Below are 15037 nucleotides of genomic sequence, written 5' to 3'. Positions count from 1 at the left end.
TCCGAAGCTTGTCCGACCCGTACGGATCCGTGATCGCCGCAACAAGCGGATCGCGGTATCTGTGATTTTGATGTCTGTCAGAAGTTGCAACGGGATCATCGACAGGCTTGCGGAGAACCGGTCGCGGAGAACGCTCGATCGGTGCAACAGAAGCCGTTCGGTAGGCACGATTTGAGTTTCGCTTGGCTGACCGGGTAGGCTTCTTGCCAAACAGCTCTTCTACGTCCCGCTTGAACTCTTTGCCAATTTTAGCAAATGCCGATTCGTTTGCCTTTTTGGGCTTGCCACTATTGCCGTTGGAATTCTGTTTAGTAGCATTTCGACCACTGAGGAATTTAAAGCCACCTTGTCCATTAGACTTTGTTTTGCGCTTCCCTTGGTTTTTGGAATTTCCGGATCCGTTAAATAAGGCCTGCAAACCTTTGGAATTGTCAGATTTGCCCTTGGCGGACTTGCCCCCACCAGACTGGCCTTTATCAGAATTGCCTTTGCCAGAATTGCCCTTGCCGGATTTCCCTTTACCGGAGTTGCCTTTGCCGGAATTGCCTTTGCCAGCGTTTCCGTTGCCCCCTCCGTTGCTTTTTCCTTTTTCGCTTTTGGCGTATGCAGCGTCTGGAGAAAGTGTGAAGCTGGCAACCGTTCCGTACGTAAGACATATCGAAGTGGCTGTCAGAAGCGACGTGAAAGTGGTGCGGATGTTTTTGCGCGTCATGTTCTTCCCCCAGGTCATCCCACGGCAACCTAACATCAAACTCAAGGAGCAACCAATAATTCGGAAACTAGGTTTCCAACGTGGCCTCAGCGGAGGGTAATACTTTCATTGAAGGCTTATTGTTTTCAAATTGGATACAGTCAACTAAGTGAAATTGCACTGAGGCTACCTATCGCGTCAGTTCCCGCATTCCCTGTTCAAGCCCGGCCAAAGTCATAGGAACCATACGATTATCAAAAATTTCCCGAATCATTGCGATGGAGTGTGTGTATTCCCAGTATTTTTCCGGAACCGGATTTATCCAGAGGTTTGAACTCCACTGCTCGCGTGCGCGCTGCAGCCAAACCTGCCCAGCTTCTTTATTCCAATGCTCATTGGCCCCACCGGGATAAGCGATCTCATATGGGCTCATCGACGCATCCCCAACGAAGATACACTTGTAGTCCCCACCATAAGTTCGCAGAATTTCTTGGGTTGCGGTCTGGTGATCCCACCGGCGGCGGTTGTCACGCCAGACGCCTTCGTACAGACAGTTGTGGAAGTAGAAGTACTCCAAATGTTTGAACTCGGTACGCGCGGCCGAGAACAACTCTTCCACCACTTTGATGTGAGGGTCCATCGAGCCGCCAACGTCCAGGAACAGCAGTACTTTGACAGCGTTGTGACGTTCAGGGCGGGTTTTAACGTCCAGATATCCATGTTCGGCTGTCGCGCGAATGGTTCCGTCCAAATCCAGCTCTTCCGCAGCGCCCTCCCGCGCCCAACGTCGCAGGCGTTTCAAGGCTACTTTGATGTTGCGGGTCCCCAATTCAACTGTGTCGTCCAGATTCTTAAACTCGCGTTTATCCCAAACTTTGACAGCACGCTGGTGGCGGCTTGCTTTTTGACCGATGCGAACACCCTCAGGATTATAGCCATACGCTCCGAACGGCGAGGTTCCGGCAGTCCCTATCCATTTGTTGCCGCCTTGATGGCGATCTTGCTGATCTTTCAAACGTTCGCGTAGTGTTTCCATCAGCTTTTCGAAACCGCCAAGCGCTTCGATCTCAGCTTTCTCTTCGTCTGAAAGGTGCTTCTCGGCCATTTTAGCCAGCCACTCTGCGGGGATATCGACGGCATCCAGGACTTGTTCGAATGTTATTTCGGACAACCCTTCGAAACTGGCGGAAAAGGCCCGATCAAACTTGTCGATGTTGCGCTCATCTTTGACCATAGAAACCCGGGCCAAGTAATAGAAAGCTTCAATATCGTAGGTGGCTAATCCTTTTTTCATACCTTCAAGAAAGGTTAGGTATTCCCTTAGTGATACAGGGATGCCAGCCTTCCGAAGATTTTTGAAAAATGGCAGGAACATCCGGCTAGGCCACCATCCGAGCGATGACCAGGGAAAGGACCAGCCCAATCAATGCAAAGGCGATTCCGTACCCAGCTGCATATTGCGCAATATCCGCGCCGCTACCATTGCGCTTTCGCGCAGCCCGGACTCCCAGTAATGCGCCCGCAACAGCCAACCCAAACACAACCAGCATTTGTCGTCATCCATCTGAATTTCGTGATACGCTCTGGCCGATCTCCTGCGTTACCGACCGCACGACCACATCTGAACCAAAGCCGTACCTTGCCCACCCGATACTGTCCAGCCTGACAGTACGTGCCTGGTCGAAACGGCCGGCCTGACGAAGTGCTTCGGATTTCAACAACATTAGCGTGGCGAGCAATGCTGCGTTCTCTGCTTGCGTCATAACGTCAATTGCCCGGTTTATTTCCGGCAAAGCATCGGGGCCTCGTCCTTGCGCCAACGCATAAGCTGCCGTCTGGGCTGTTATGTGAGCGCGATGAACCTCGGTTCCGGGGGTCGCGTTGAGATATTGTAGCGCAATCGCGTATTGCCGTCGGGCGCCTTCAGGATCATCAAACTGACTCATCCTGCCCATAAGGTAATGCGGATAGGCGCGGCGTTGATCTGTCCAGCCCTTGCTCTGCCCGATCCGGGCGGCTTCTTGTGCCGATCTGACACGGCGGGGCGAAGGTGATCCTGGACCAAGCGCCCGTTGAACCGCATCAATCCACTCCCTAGGGGTGTCAGACTGTGGCTGCGGTCGGATGCTTTGGCCTTTTGGGTTGAGTCTGCGCAATAGGTTTGGAAGGGCCGAGGTTACCTGTTCTTTAGTCATACCACTGCGAAGTTCAGGAGAGTATGTTGCGCGTAAGATCAACATATCGAAGCCGGTCAGAATGGTGTGGAAATTGTCATCGTTGAAGACAGAGTCCGGCAAATGATAAAGGTCGTTCAACGGCCCTAACGCTTGCGCCACCTCTTCGTGCAAACAATCGCGCACCTCTTGAGGACTGACGTCGTAGGGTATGAAGACCCCGATCCGTTCGCGGCTACGCAGTTCGGTCCAGTTGCTTTTGTTTTTGCGTCGGTCGCGTCGGTATTCTTCGAGGCTGGAGGAGTTTGGCACCACAAAACAAGCCGCTTGCGGCAGAATGCGGCGAATTTGCCTTTGGCTCACGGCTTCGATTGTGATGTTGGCCTGTCCTTCAGACACTTGTTCTATTTGTATTCCGGCTTCACGCCGCAATCGGGACAGAAGGCGTGAAAGATCTGTTTGCATTGACGCCGTAGGGGTTCCTGTCAGACGTACAGTAATTGGCTGATCGAAACGCGTGAATACTGGTAATTCAGCGCCGCTTTCTAGTGCAAAATGCAGCGCAACGAAGTCGGACGCGATGTTCACGTTTGATCGCACTGGGGGGATTGGCCGCGTCGAGGAAAAAGTTCGGGTTGGCGGCAATGCGGCTTCAACTATTTTTTCCCGGGTGGGCGGTTCAATTGTGCTGACCTGGCTGCACCCCGCCAGAGCTGCCGTCGCCAATGCTGCGAACAAGCGCATCATGATCTTTGATACTTGATAAATGGTGTCAGTTTGCCAACGCGATCATAGAGTTTCCGCGCGGTGTGATTGAATTCCTGTGTAAGCCAATAAACCGTTGGAGCGCCTAGCCGGTCAGCTTCTTTGTAAACCGCCTCGATCAACGCACGACCAACACCTTGTCCACGCGACTGGGGTCGTGCGTATAAATCTTGCAGGTAGCAAACGCTTTCTTCTTTCCACGCATGGCGGTGAAACAGGTAATGCGTTAATCCCAGTAGGTTGCCATCGGACTCGGCCACAAAGCATGAAAAGTCGTTTGGGTCATCCCCCAGCAGACGTGAAAACGTCGTGTCGTAAGTCGAGTCAGGCACGGTCGTTTCGTAAAATGCCAGATAGTCACGCCACATCCCGGCCCAATCACTGCGATCTTCGGGGCGCAAAGGGCGGATCAAGGGTGTGTCGGGCAAAAGGCAAATCCTGTACTCAGAACAAATCCCCGACGTTGCCGGAGCAATTAATTTAGGATGCTGACATTCGGTTTGGTCCAGCGCAAGTCATGTTCATGAATTGATACGCGGATTGTTGCGTGGTCACCGCTTGCTGCGGGCCATAAAGGCCAGCCTTTCAAAAAGGTGCACGTCTTGTTCGTTCTTCAGCAATGCACCGTGCAATTTCGGCAACGCGTTGACACCGTCGCGTTTCAAGTCCTCGGACGTCAGATCTTCGGCAAGCAGCAGCTTGAGCCAATCCAGCACCTCTGAAGTTGAAGGTTTCTTCTTGAGGCCCTGGGTCTCACGAATTTCATAGAACTGGGTCAGGGCGGTAGTAAGCAGTGCGTCCTTGATTCCCGGATGGTGAACTTCGACGATCCTGCGCATTGTCGACTCGTCCGGGAAACGTATGTAGTGGAAGAAACAACGGCGCAAGAAAGCGTCGGGCAGTTCCTTTTCGTTGTTTGAAGTAATGATAACGATTGGGCGGTGCTTTGCTTGTACTGTGTCGCCAGTTTCGTAGACGTGAAACTCCATCTTATCGAGTTCTTGTAGTAGATCGTTTGGGAACTCAATATCGGCCTTGTCGATCTCGTCGATTAACAAAACAACCTTTTCTTCCGCTTCAAAAGCCTGCCACAGCTTGCCTTTGCGGATATAGTTCGAAACGTCATGCACGCGTTCTTCACCCAGCTGACTGTCGCGTAATCTGCTGACGGCGTCATATTCATAAAGGCCTTGTTGGGCGCGCGTTGTGGATTTCACATTCCATTCGATCATTTTCAAACCCAGTGCGCCGGCCACCTGTTTGGCAAGCTCAGTCTTTCCGGTACCCGGCTCGCCTTTGACAAGCAACGGACGTTCCAGCGTGACAGCGGCATTCACTGCGATGTTTAGATCGTCGGTGGCAACATATTCTGCTGTGCCTTGGAAACGTGCCGTCATAAGTGCCTCATTCGATTTCGCATCTATCGCCTGCTGGGTTACAGTTGGACGGTCTCTTTTACAAGCGGGCCGCAACGTAGGGTTGCCGCTGATGATCAGGTTGTGCGCGCATACAATTTGATTCGCCTGTGATTTGCTCTTCTTTCGTTTTCAGTTCGCCTTGAAAACGCCCCGTAGATTCCACAGAAAAACAGACTTTTGTGTATAAAAGTCTCACTATTAGATCGGTTTAGGAAACGACGTGGTAGTCCTACGTTTGTGTAGTGACATTCCTACGTCCGTCAGATAAACGCTGCGCAGAAGGGGGTGCCAAATGTCAGGTGAAACGACCGCGACCGACGTTTCTGGCCATACCGAAGGAGCCAATATGAAGCAGGAAGTTTTTCTGCCGGAAGATTACCGTCCGGCAGAAGATGAACCTTTCATGAATGATCGTCAGCTTGAGTATTTCCGCCGCAAGCTGTTGGATTGGAAGAATGAACTTTTGGCGGGCAGCCGCGACACGATCGAAGGGCTGCAGGACAACACCCGCAATATTCCGGACGTTGCCGACCGCGCGAGCGAGGAAACCGATCGCGCGCTGGAATTGCGAACCCGTGATCGCCAGCGCAAGCTGGTCGCCAAGATCGATGCAGCATTGCGTCGGATCGATGAGGGAGAATACGGATACTGTGAAAAAACAGGCGACCCGATTTCGTTGAAGCGTCTCGACGCGCGACCCATCGCGACCATGACGTTGGAAGCGCAGGAGCGTCATGAGCGCCGTGAGAAAGTTCACCGCGACGATTGATTGCTGTATTGCAGGAATTGAGAAACGCCGGAGCCTGTGGCTCCGGCGTTTTTTGTGGGATACTTCAAATTTATGAACGTAGCTGATTTGAAATTTGCCGTAGTCGGGGCTGGTATCGGTGGTCTTGCCGCGGCAATCGCACTGCGTATGTTGGGTGCGCAAGTTGTGGTTCTTGAGCAAGCGCCTGAATTAACGGAAGTCGGGGCCGGGCTGCAAATCAGCGCAAATGGCATGACCGTGCTTCGCGCCCTTGGTGTAGTCAAAGAGTCACCTGAGCAGGCCCAAATCTCACACGGTACAGTTCTGCGTGATTATAAAGACGGGAGATTCATTAGTCTGATTCCCCAACCCTTGGCCGGACCGACTTATTACTATCACAGGGCCGATCTTATAGATTTGCTTTTGAAGCGAGCATACAAGGAAGATGTTGAGATCCGGCTGAAAACCAAAGTTCAAAATATAAATGAAAGTTCGGGGCCGGTTGAAATTCGTCTGCCGAATAGTCAGCCGCTCAGAGTCGATTGCTTGATCGCCGCTGATGGTGGACGCAGCGAAATCCGCGCCACTTTGAACGATCAAGAGCGTCCGAGATTCACAAATCAGGTTGCTTGGCGAGCCACCATTCCTTGGGATCGCAATCTCAGTTCACCGAAGGCCCATCTCACTATGGGGCCAGGGCGTCATATAGTGACCTATCCGCTGCGTGATCAGAGCCTTCTGAACATCGTCGCGGTCGAAGAACGTTCAGACTGGCGAGAAGAAGGGTGGCGTTTGAAGGGTGACCCGGACGAACTGCGTGCTCGTTTTTCCGACTTTGGTGGAAATGTGCGCGAGGTTCTTCAAAAGGTGCAGGAAACCTATCTATGGGCACTGTTCTTGCGTCCAGTTGCCGGGAGTTGGCAGAATGGGCGGGTCGCCCTTTTAGGTGATTCTGCGCATCCGACATTACCGTTCATGGCGCAAGGGGCTTGCTTGGCACTCGAGGACGCTTGGGTCTTGGCGCGATCTTTTGAACGGACCACTTTGGCTGAAAGTCTTGAAAAATACGAACATGCTCGATCAGCAAGGGCGCGCCGGGTTGTCGACGTGGCATCGGCAAATGCACGAAACTTCCACCTGAGCGGCCCTATGCGCTTGGCTGCACAAATACTTCTGAAAGCGGTGGGCCCTAGAATGGGTCGCCGTTATGACTGGATTTACGACTACGACGCCACGGCATAGAACGTTAAAAGTCCAGATCGACCCATACCGGTACGTGGTCCGAAGGCTTTTCGTGTCCGCGAATCTCGGCATCGATTTGGCAGTCGCGCATCAGATCAGCTGCTTGAGGCGTGAGCAGGAAATGATCGATACGGATGCCATCGTTTCGGTTCCATGCACCGGCCTGATAGTCCCAAAATGAATAGTGTTCGGGTCCTTGCGTCACAGCGCGAAACGCCTCGGTGAACCCGAGGTTCAATATCTTGCGGAAGGCTTCGCGGCTCTCAAGGCGGAATAGTGCATCCTCGCGCCAAGCGTCGGGGCGTTTGGCGTCTTCTGCCTGAGGGATAATGTTGTAATCACCGGCCATAAGAGCAGGCTCTTCCGCAACCAAAAGGTCGCGGGCCCGATCATACAATCGGTCCATCCACGCGAGTTTGTAGTCATATTTCGGTCCCGGTGCAGGGTTGCCATTCGGCAGGTAAAGGCCGCAGATGCGCAAAGCTTTCTCTCCCACAATGGTGGCCTCAATCCACCGCGCTTGTTCATCTGCATCGTCTCCGGGAAGTCCACGGCGGACATCTTCAAGTGGAAGCTTTGAAAGGATTGCGACGCCGTTAAAGCTTTTTTGACCATGGGTTTCGACGTTATAGCCACGCCCTTCGAATATCTCTCGCGGAAAGTTTTCGTCAACTGATTTGATTTCCTGAAGCAAAACCACGTCAGGCTGTGCTTCGTCGAGCCAGCGGGGTAGAGCCTCGGCTCGCGCTTTTATGCCGTTAATGTTGAATGTGGCGATTTTCATGCGCAATCCTCCGGCTAGCTACCGGTTGATCTATCTCTCAACCAAACGGTCAGGGCAAGATCACATTGAAAATGATGTACCACATCCGCAGGACGAAGTTGCGTTGGGGTTTTCAATAACAAACCGTGCGCCGATCAGTTCCTGCGTGAAGTCGATTACCGCATTTTCCAGGAAGGGCAGAGAAATTGAGTCGACAATGACTTTCTGGCCGTTACCTTCCAGGATCAGATCATCTTCCGTCGGTTCGTCCAGCGCAATTTCGTATTGAAAACCGGAACATCCGCCGCCTTCTACCGCGACGCGCAATGCCTGCCCTTGATCGGCTGCGCCAATTTCGGCAAGGCGATCAAAAGCGCGATCTGTAACTGTAGGAGGCAGATTCATGCCGGACTCCAAAGGTTTATTTCCTCTACTTCTTCCAATATAGAAATTGCAAGGACAGGCGACAAGGACAAGACCTTTGGACAGAGCGGGTTTTGCCTCGGACCCGGGTCGTTCGCGAGGGCGACTTGTGGCCGAGGAAGAAAGCAGTTTCCGGTCATGCTTTCAGCGTGATCGTGACCGCATCATTCACGCGAGTGCTTTTCGGCGCCTCAAACACAAGACTCAGGTGTTTGTTGAGCACGAAGGCGACAGCTATCGCACACGTTTGACTCATTCCATCGAAGTTGCGCAAGTTGCTCGTACTATTGCCGGAGCTTTGGGTCTGAACGTTGAGTTGACCGAAGCAGTGGCTTTGGCGCATGACCTTGGCCACACACCGTTTGGGCACACGGGAGAGGATGCGCTGCACGTACTAATGGAGCCCTACGGTGGGTTTGATCACAACGCTCAAGCCATTAGAATCGTTACAAAGCTTGAGCGTCACTATGCGGATTTCGATGGGTGTAACCTGACATGGGAATGCCTGGAAGGTATCGCAAAACACAATGGCCCTGTATTGGGTCAATTGCCTTGGGCGCTGGCTGAATGCAATTCTGACTTCGATCTGGAGTTGCACACACACGCAAGCGCTGAAGCCCAAGTTGCGGCGTTGTCCGACGATATTGCGTACAACAACCACGATTTGCTGGACGGGTTACGGGCAGGGTTGTTCACTGACAAAGAAATTCAACAATTGCCGATCGTAGACGCTTGCTATGCTAACGTCGATCGAAAGTATCCCGGACTGGACGATTATCGCCGCAGGCACGAAGCGCTTAGGCGCGTTTTTGGTGTGATGGTTTCCGACGTGATCGAGACATCGCGCGAGTTGATCGCGTGTTCCGGCGCGCAGTCTGTCGAGGATATCCGAAATCTGGGATATCCAGTGATTCAGTTTTCGAGCAACTTGTGGGCCAAGCTCAAGGAAATCCGCGCGTTTCTGTTTACCCGCATGTACAGGGCACCCAGTGTCATGGGTGTGCGAGCTGAGGTCAGCAAGGTCGTCCAAGACCTGTTTCCAATTTACCTAAACGATCCCAAACAAATGCCGTCGCGCTGGCACGGAGATATCGAAGCCGCTGGTGATGAAACCGCCCTTGCGCGGATCGTTTCGGATTACATTGCTGGTATGACGGATCGATTTGCCCTGCAGGATCATGCAAGACTAACCGGAACTTGATCATTCGACTTCCATACTGGCCGAAGTTACGCGAAGTTTAGGCGCGCATTGACCTTGCCGTGATGCGTGTTAAACCGCCGGGCAAGTAAAAGGACACCCGAAATGAACCTGTTTTCCGAGATCCGCGGCTTGGTGTTGGACGCGCTGGCGCAGATGCAGTCCGAGGGAGCTCTGCCCGAAGGGTTGAGCTTTGATAACGTGACGGTCGAGCCTCCGCGCGATGCCGCCCATGGTGACATGGCGACCAACGCTGCCATGGTGTTGGCCAAATCGGCCCGGATGAAGCCACGGGACATTGCGGAGGCGTTGGCAGGAAAACTGGCAGATGATGATCGTATCAGCAGCGCAGAGGTGGCTGGACCGGGTTTTTTGAACCTGCGGCTGACTGTTTCAGTTTGGCAAGCCGTGCTGGCAGCAGTTCTTGAAAAAGGTGCGGATTACGGTCGCTCCGTCATGGGGCACGGGCAAAAGGTAAACGTCGAATATGTTTCGGCCAACCCAACTGGCCCACTGCATGTCGGTCATACGAGAGGTGCGGTTTTCGGTGACGCGTTAGCAAGTCTTTTGGCCTTCTCAGGCCATGATGTGACCCGCGAATACTACATCAACGATGGCGGTGCTCAGGTGGATGTGCTGGCGCGGTCCGCATATGAACGTTATCGCGAAGCAAATGGGTTAAGCCCAGAGATCGCCGAAGGGCTATACCCCGGAGATTATTTGATCCCAATCGGCAAGGCGTTGAAAGAGAAATACGGTGATAGCCTGATCGACAAGCCCGAAAGCGAATGGCTGGAGCATCTGCGCGCCTTCGCCACCGATGCGATGATGGATTTGATCCGCGAAGACCTGAAGGCGCTGGGTGTCGAGATGGACGTGTTTTTCTCAGAAAAGTCGCTCTATGGCACCGGCCGTATCGAGGCGGCGCTGCAATCGCTGACTGAAAAGGGGCTGATTTACGAGGGTGTATTAGAGCCGCCCAAGGGCAAAAAGCCGGAAGACTGGGAGCCGCGCGAGCAAACTCTATTCAAATCTACGGAACATGGAGACGATGTCGATCGCCCGGTGAAGAAATCGGACGGCAGCTGGACCTATTTCGCGCCTGATATCGCCTATCACTATGACAAGGTGTCACGCGGCTTTGATGCGCTGATCGATGTGTTTGGTGCTGACCATGGTGGCTACGTCAAGCGGATGAAGGCAGCTGTTTCAGCTCTTTCCGATGGGAAAGTTCCGCTGGATATCAAGCTTACTCAGTTGGTGAAACTGTGGAAAAACGGCGAGCCGTTCAAGATGTCTAAACGGGCAGGAACCTTTGTCACCCTCAGGGACGTGGTGGATCAGGTCGGCCCGGACGTGACACGCTTTGTCATGTTGACCCGTAAGAACGACGCACCATTGGACTTTGATTTCGACAAGGTGCTGGAGCAGAGCCGCGAAAACCCTGTGTTCTACGTTCAATACGCCCACGCCCGTGTGATGAGTGTGCTGCGTAGGGCGGCGGAAGCCGGCATTGCCGCGGACGACGCCACGCTGTCTGCTGCGGATTTGAGCAAAATTGACCACGTTGCAGAGCTGACTGTAGCCAAAAAACTGGCCGAATGGCCACGTTTAGTTGAAATCGCGGCGCGAACTAATGAACCACACAGGATTGCCTTCTATCTCTATGAACTCGCAGGAGATTTCCACGCGCTTTGGAACAGGGGCAATGACGAAACTCAGCTGCGCTTTATTCAAGATGGCGATGTGGCCACAAGTCAGTCAAAAATCGCATTGACCCGGGCAGTTTCTGTTGTGATTTCAGCGGGCTTGGGTATTCTTGGCGTTACTCCGGCGCAGGAGATGCGGTGACAAACATCGCCCGAACCGTCGGTCTGAGGTAGGCAAGAAATGACCCGCGCGCCAAATTTTGGGCGCGAAACGGGCAGTGAGGCGGACATGGCGAGTTACGATTCCTCGGGGCAATTGCGTCCTGAGCAAATGAATTACCCGAATCAGTTGTATTCGCGGGATGCTCCGAACTATCCCGACGACTTTGATGGCTATGAGGAAACGCCGCGCGGGACAGGCAGTTTGGCTCGAATGGCCAACTTTCTGGGTGCAATGGCGTCTCTGGCTTTGGTCGCCGGGGTCTCGGTTTGGGGATACCAATTAATTATGCGGGACGTCAGCGGAGTGCCCGTAGTGCGCGCGATCGAAGGACCGATGCGTATTCAACCCGAAAATCCCGGTGGGTCACCAGCTGATCATCAAGGGCTAGCGGTTAACACGGTGGCGGCCGTGGGTTCGGCTGCGGCTCCTGCAGATCGATTGATCCTTGCCCCACGCCCTGTATCACTGTCGGACGAGGATGCTCCGATGGGCGATTTAAAGCCGACGAAAGCTGTTCATGTTGTCGAACAGGAGATTTCCAAAGAAGAGGCCGCCAAGCTGAGGCAGAACGCTGTTGACGCGCTAGTTGCAGAACTGGCGGGGAAGGTAGCGAATTCCGAGCCGTCAGCAGAGCAGGGCGTTCAAGTTGCGTCTTTAGCGACGCCCGAAGAGGAACCGGCCATCGATCCTGCAGATCTGGCTGCTCAGCTGCCTGACCCGGCGATTGCAGCCTTGCCTGGAGTGCGTAGATCATTGCGACCTCACTCTCGACCAGCTCGTAGTACGACGCAAGGCGGGATATCACCTAGCAGTGGCACCGAAACCTCGATTAATGCCGCTGTAAAGGCAGCAGCAGGGTTGGATGTTGATCCCGAATCTCTTGCCAAGGGCACGCGTCTCGCTCAGCTTGGTGCATATGAAAGCGATAATGTGGCTCGGGAGGAATGGAATCAGGCCGCTGCAAAATTTGGCGAGTATATTAAGGGGAAGCAAAGAGTTATTCAGAAAACTTCAAGTGGAGGGCGGACGTTTTATCGCCTGCGGGTTCTTGGTTTCGATGATCTGAGTGAATCACGCCAGTTTTGCGCAGCGCTAGTGGCGCAAGGGGCGGATTGCATTCCGGTTGCCGTGCGGTGAAATTTGGCGCTGCTATCACGGATGCTGAAGGCACGCGGCTAACGCCTGAAGAAAAAAGATTGTTTCGTCGGATGAACCCTTTTGGGTTCATCCTATTTGCTCGCAACATCGAAACTGCAGATCAAGTTCGCTCTTTGTGCGGCGATTTTCGAGAAGCTGTGGGACGAGATTGTCTCATAACGATTGATCAAGAAGGCGGTCGTGTACAACGCTTGCGCGCGCCCTTGGGTCGTGAATGGATGCCGCCTTTGGAGCACGCTAAAATTGCCGGCGACATTGCAGAACGGGCGATGTATCTGCGATACCGCTTGATCTCGCAAGAGCTTTTGTCGCTTGGAATCGACAGCAACTGCGCGCCCATGGTGGATGTCGCGCGGGCGGAGACTCATGCATTTTTGCGTAATCGTTGTTATGCTGAGGATCCGAAGCGAGTTGCTCAAATTGGTCGCGCGGTGGCGCAAGCCCATTTGGATGCAGGTGTTTTACCGGTGTTGAAACATATGCCAGGCCATGGGCGCGCGACTTTGGATAGCCATCATGATCTACCGCATGTCGACTTGCCTCTGGAAGAACTGCAAACGGATGATTTTGCGCCGTTCCGAGCGCTCAAAGATTTACCTTTGGGCATGACTGCTCACTTGGTCTACGACCAAATAGACTCTCAGCCAGCCACGCTTTCTGCTCGGATGATGGCAGTTGTCCGCGAAGAAATCGGGTTTGATGGGCTGATTATGACCGACGACATTTCAATGAAAGCGTTGCGCGGTACGCCCGCAGAAATCGCTGCTCAGGCAATAAGCGCGGGATGCGACGTGGTTCTGCATTGTAACGCTTCGCTGGCTGATCGAGAAGCAGTACTGGAGGCTGCGGGGGAAATGACCGGTGAGGCGCAGGCGCGTGCAGAACGGGCGCTTGCAATGCGATCACTGCCGCAGGCGCTTGACATCCAGGCCGCCGAAGCGGAACTATCTCGCCTAATGGGCGGGCAGGTATATGTCAGATAACCTTATCAGCGAAGACCCGATTTCGGTCGCCGATCGTCTTGCGGCCGAAGCGCTGATTGTGGATGTTGACGGGTTTGAAGGCCCGTTGGACGTGCTTTTGATGTTGTCCCGTACACAAAAGGTCGACTTGCGGAAAATCTCGGTTCTGGCGTTGGCCCAGCAATACCTTGCCTTTGTTGAACGCGCTCGCGCACTACGGATCGAATTGGCCGCCGACTATCTTGTGATGGCGGCCTGGCTCGCATTCCTCAAATCCAGGCTGCTTTTGCCTCCCGATCCCGACGAAGACGGACCTACGGGTGAGGAGCTTGCCGCACATCTGGCCTTTCAGTTGGAGCGTCTTCAGGCGATGCGGGACGCTGCCGCACGGCTAATGGCGCGCGACCAACTGGGACGCGATTTTTTTAAGCGCGGGCAGGGTGAGGACGTCACGCGTATTCGAACTGTGACGTATTCTGCGACGCTGCTGGATCTGATGCAGGGGTATGCCCGCATTCGCACTCGGGATGAATTTCGTCCTTTCGTTATGGATCGCGACGCTGTCTTCACCATGGAGCAGGCGTTAGAGCGAATGCGGCCATTGATAGGTTTTGCCGGGACGTGGACTGATATGGAGACCTATTTGCCAGAAGGATGGGACACCGATCCCGTACGCCGAAGGTCGGCAACTGCTGCTACATTTGCGGCCTCGCTGGAATTGGTGAAGGAAGGACATATGGAAATGAAGCAAAGCGACACCTTTGCTCCGATCCAATTGCGCAAGAGGACTGAAACCCGTGACTGAAGCCCCGCAGGACGAAGGCACTGGCACTCTTTTCGAAGCGCCTCCGCTTGCTGAACAAGAGCGCATGGTCGAAGCTGTTCTGTTTGCCAGCTCTGAACCAGTGACAATTGCTGATTTAGAAGCACGTATGCCCCACGGCAGCGACGCGGCGCAAGCGATAGAAATGCTTCAGAAACGTTACGAAGGACGTGGCGTGCGTGTGGTCAAGGTTAGCGAAGCTTGGGCTATTCGTACTGCACCAGACTTGGGTTTCCTAATGCAAAAGGAAACCGTGGAAACCCGCAAACTTAGCCGCGCAGCAATCGAGACACTGGCTATTGTAGCCTACCATCAACCGTGTACCCGCGCCGAGATCGAAGAGATTCGCGGTGTTTCAGTTTCGCGCGGTACAATTGATCAATTGCTGGAGATGGAGTGGATCAGGTTGGGTCGTCGTCGAATGACTCCGGGTCGTCCGGTCACTTTTGTGGTGACGCCACAGTTTCTTGACCATTTCGGACTGGAAAACGCTCGTGACTTACCGGGGCTTAAGGAGCTGCGCGCAGCCGGGCTGCTTGAAAACCGACCACCGCCAGGTGCTGCGCCGTTGGGTACGCCAGAGGAAAGTGAAGATGACGATCAATCGGAATTGTTTGAGGAAGATTGATCAACTCGCACCTTTTGAGCCGCAAAATCGTCTTTCTTGAGGTAAGAAACGGGAAGAATAATGAATGCCAATAGAATTATCGATATGATTGTGCGCCAAGTTATGCGACGCATTGTCAAAAGCGGGGTCGATAAGGGGTTTGAATGGGCAAGTAGGGCAACAGATGCCCGCG

General features: G+C 53.6%; 15 protein-coding genes and 1 pseudogene. 8 read left to right on the top strand and 8 right to left on the bottom strand.

The annotated features are described in order from the left end of the window. The 6 genes and pseudogenes from GOV45_RS12455 to GOV45_RS12430 all read right to left on the bottom strand — a co-directional run. A pseudogene (locus GOV45_RS12455) lies at positions 1–712 on the bottom strand (hypothetical protein); the annotation flags it as partial. A gap of 169 nt (positions 713–881) precedes the next feature. Further along, on the bottom strand, positions 882–2066 hold the full coding sequence (locus GOV45_RS12450; protein WP_170478015.1) for a vWA domain-containing protein: 1185 nt from the start codon (positions 2064–2066) through the stop codon (positions 882–884). A 4-nt stretch (positions 2067–2070) separates the two neighbouring features. Beyond that, on the bottom strand, positions 2071–2241 hold the full coding sequence (locus GOV45_RS12445) for a hypothetical protein (RefSeq protein WP_170478012.1): 171 nt from the start codon (positions 2239–2241) through the stop codon (positions 2071–2073). A 6-nt stretch (positions 2242–2247) separates the two neighbouring features. Then, positions 2248–3612 carry a DUF2927 domain-containing protein gene (locus GOV45_RS12440; RefSeq protein ID WP_170478009.1) on the bottom strand — a complete coding sequence of 455 codons (1365 nt, stop codon included), beginning with the start codon at positions 3610–3612 and terminating at the stop codon, positions 2248–2250. Next, positions 3609–4058: a GNAT family N-acetyltransferase gene (locus GOV45_RS12435; protein WP_170478006.1), complete on the bottom strand. Its 450-nt coding sequence runs from the start codon at positions 4056–4058 to the stop codon at positions 3609–3611. Before GOV45_RS12435 ends, GOV45_RS12440 begins: the two co-directional genes overlap by 4 nt. Positions 4059–4181: 123 nt before the next feature. After that, positions 4182–5027, bottom strand: a complete 846-nt coding sequence (locus GOV45_RS12430) for an AAA family ATPase (protein ID WP_170478003.1) — start codon at positions 5025–5027, stop codon at positions 4182–4184. Positions 5028–5394: 367 nt separating this feature from the next. Here GOV45_RS12430 and dksA point away from each other — a divergent pair, with 367 nt between their 5' ends. Continuing rightward, the gene (dksA, locus tag GOV45_RS12425; protein WP_170478164.1) at positions 5395–5817 is read left to right on the top strand and encodes an RNA polymerase-binding protein DksA; all 423 of its coding nucleotides are present in this window, start codon (positions 5395–5397) and stop codon (positions 5815–5817) included. Positions 5818–5889: 72 nt separating this feature from the next. Continuing rightward, positions 5890–7038, top strand: a complete 1149-nt coding sequence (locus GOV45_RS12420) for an FAD-dependent monooxygenase (protein WP_170478001.1) — start codon at positions 5890–5892, stop codon at positions 7036–7038. A gap of 4 nt (positions 7039–7042) precedes the next feature. Here GOV45_RS12420 and xth read toward each other — a convergent pair whose 3' ends face one another. Beyond that, positions 7043–7822 carry an exodeoxyribonuclease III gene (gene xth, locus GOV45_RS12415; RefSeq protein WP_170477999.1) on the bottom strand — a complete coding sequence of 260 codons (780 nt, stop codon included), beginning with the start codon at positions 7820–7822 and terminating at the stop codon, positions 7043–7045. Between the two features lie 60 nt (positions 7823–7882). After that, entirely contained in the window at positions 7883–8206 is a 324-nt protein-coding gene (locus GOV45_RS12410; protein WP_170477997.1) for a HesB/IscA family protein, read from the bottom strand. 76 nt (positions 8207–8282) lie between these two features. Between GOV45_RS12410 and GOV45_RS12405 the strand changes: the two genes are divergently transcribed. The 6 genes from GOV45_RS12405 (at position 8283) to scpB (ending at position 14865) form a co-directional block, all read left to right on the top strand. Beyond that, positions 8283–9425: a deoxyguanosinetriphosphate triphosphohydrolase gene (locus tag GOV45_RS12405; RefSeq protein ID WP_170477995.1), complete on the top strand. Its 1143-nt coding sequence runs from the start codon at positions 8283–8285 to the stop codon at positions 9423–9425. A gap of 102 nt (positions 9426–9527) precedes the next feature. Further along, positions 9528–11273 carry an arginine--tRNA ligase gene (argS, locus tag GOV45_RS12400; protein WP_170477994.1) on the top strand — a complete coding sequence of 582 codons (1746 nt, stop codon included), beginning with the start codon at positions 9528–9530 and terminating at the stop codon, positions 11271–11273. 39 nt (positions 11274–11312) lie between these two features. Then, positions 11313–12431: an SPOR domain-containing protein gene (locus tag GOV45_RS12395; RefSeq protein WP_254447989.1), complete on the top strand. Its 1119-nt coding sequence runs from the start codon at positions 11313–11315 to the stop codon at positions 12429–12431. Then, positions 12428–13435, top strand: coding sequence for a beta-N-acetylhexosaminidase (gene nagZ / locus GOV45_RS12390; RefSeq protein WP_170477991.1), 1008 nt, complete (start codon positions 12428–12430; stop codon positions 13433–13435). Before GOV45_RS12395 ends, nagZ begins: the two co-directional genes overlap by 4 nt. Further along, positions 13425–14219: a segregation and condensation protein A gene (locus GOV45_RS12385; RefSeq protein WP_170477989.1), complete on the top strand. Its 795-nt coding sequence runs from the start codon at positions 13425–13427 to the stop codon at positions 14217–14219. Before nagZ ends, GOV45_RS12385 begins: the two co-directional genes overlap by 11 nt. Continuing rightward, on the top strand, positions 14212–14865 hold the full coding sequence (scpB, locus tag GOV45_RS12380; RefSeq protein ID WP_170477986.1) for an SMC-Scp complex subunit ScpB: 654 nt from the start codon (positions 14212–14214) through the stop codon (positions 14863–14865). Before GOV45_RS12385 ends, scpB begins: the two co-directional genes overlap by 8 nt. The last annotated feature ends 172 nt before the right edge of the window (positions 14866–15037 follow it).

The sequence above is a fragment of the Ruegeria arenilitoris genome, from assembly GCF_013035425.1.
Taxonomy (GTDB): Bacteria; Pseudomonadota; Alphaproteobacteria; order Rhodobacterales; family Rhodobacteraceae; genus Ruegeria; species Ruegeria arenilitoris_A.
The sequence above is the reverse complement of the archived record's forward strand: the minus strand, read 5'-3'. Positions and strand labels throughout refer to the sequence as shown.

What these genes read in the sequence shown, in the direction of transcription:
- GOV45_RS12450 (WP_170478015.1), bottom strand. Translation starts at nt 2,066, where the DNA reads ATGTTCCTGCCATTTTTCAAAAATCTTCGGAAGGCTGGCATCCCTGTA.
- GOV45_RS12445 (WP_170478012.1), bottom strand. Translation starts at nt 2,241, where the DNA reads ATGCTGGTTGTGTTTGGGTTGGCTGTTGCGGGCGCATTACTGGGAGTC.
- GOV45_RS12440 (WP_170478009.1), bottom strand. Translation starts at nt 3,612, where the DNA reads ATGATGCGCTTGTTCGCAGCATTGGCGACGGCAGCTCTGGCGGGGTGC.
- GOV45_RS12430 (WP_170478003.1), bottom strand. Translation starts at nt 5,027, where the DNA reads ATGACGGCACGTTTCCAAGGCACAGCAGAATATGTTGCCACCGACGAT.
- dksA (WP_170478164.1), top strand. Translation starts at nt 5,395, where the DNA reads ATGAAGCAGGAAGTTTTTCTGCCGGAAGATTACCGTCCGGCAGAAGAT.
- GOV45_RS12420 (WP_170478001.1), top strand. Translation starts at nt 5,890, where the DNA reads ATGAACGTAGCTGATTTGAAATTTGCCGTAGTCGGGGCTGGTATCGGT.
- xth (WP_170477999.1), bottom strand. Translation starts at nt 7,822, where the DNA reads ATGAAAATCGCCACATTCAACATTAACGGCATAAAAGCGCGAGCCGAG.
- GOV45_RS12410 (WP_170477997.1), bottom strand. Translation starts at nt 8,206, where the DNA reads ATGAATCTGCCTCCTACAGTTACAGATCGCGCTTTTGATCGCCTTGCC.
- argS (WP_170477994.1), top strand. Translation starts at nt 9,528, where the DNA reads ATGAACCTGTTTTCCGAGATCCGCGGCTTGGTGTTGGACGCGCTGGCG.
- GOV45_RS12395 (WP_254447989.1), top strand. Translation starts at nt 11,313, where the DNA reads ATGACCCGCGCGCCAAATTTTGGGCGCGAAACGGGCAGTGAGGCGGAC.
- GOV45_RS12385 (WP_170477989.1), top strand. Translation starts at nt 13,425, where the DNA reads ATGTCAGATAACCTTATCAGCGAAGACCCGATTTCGGTCGCCGATCGT.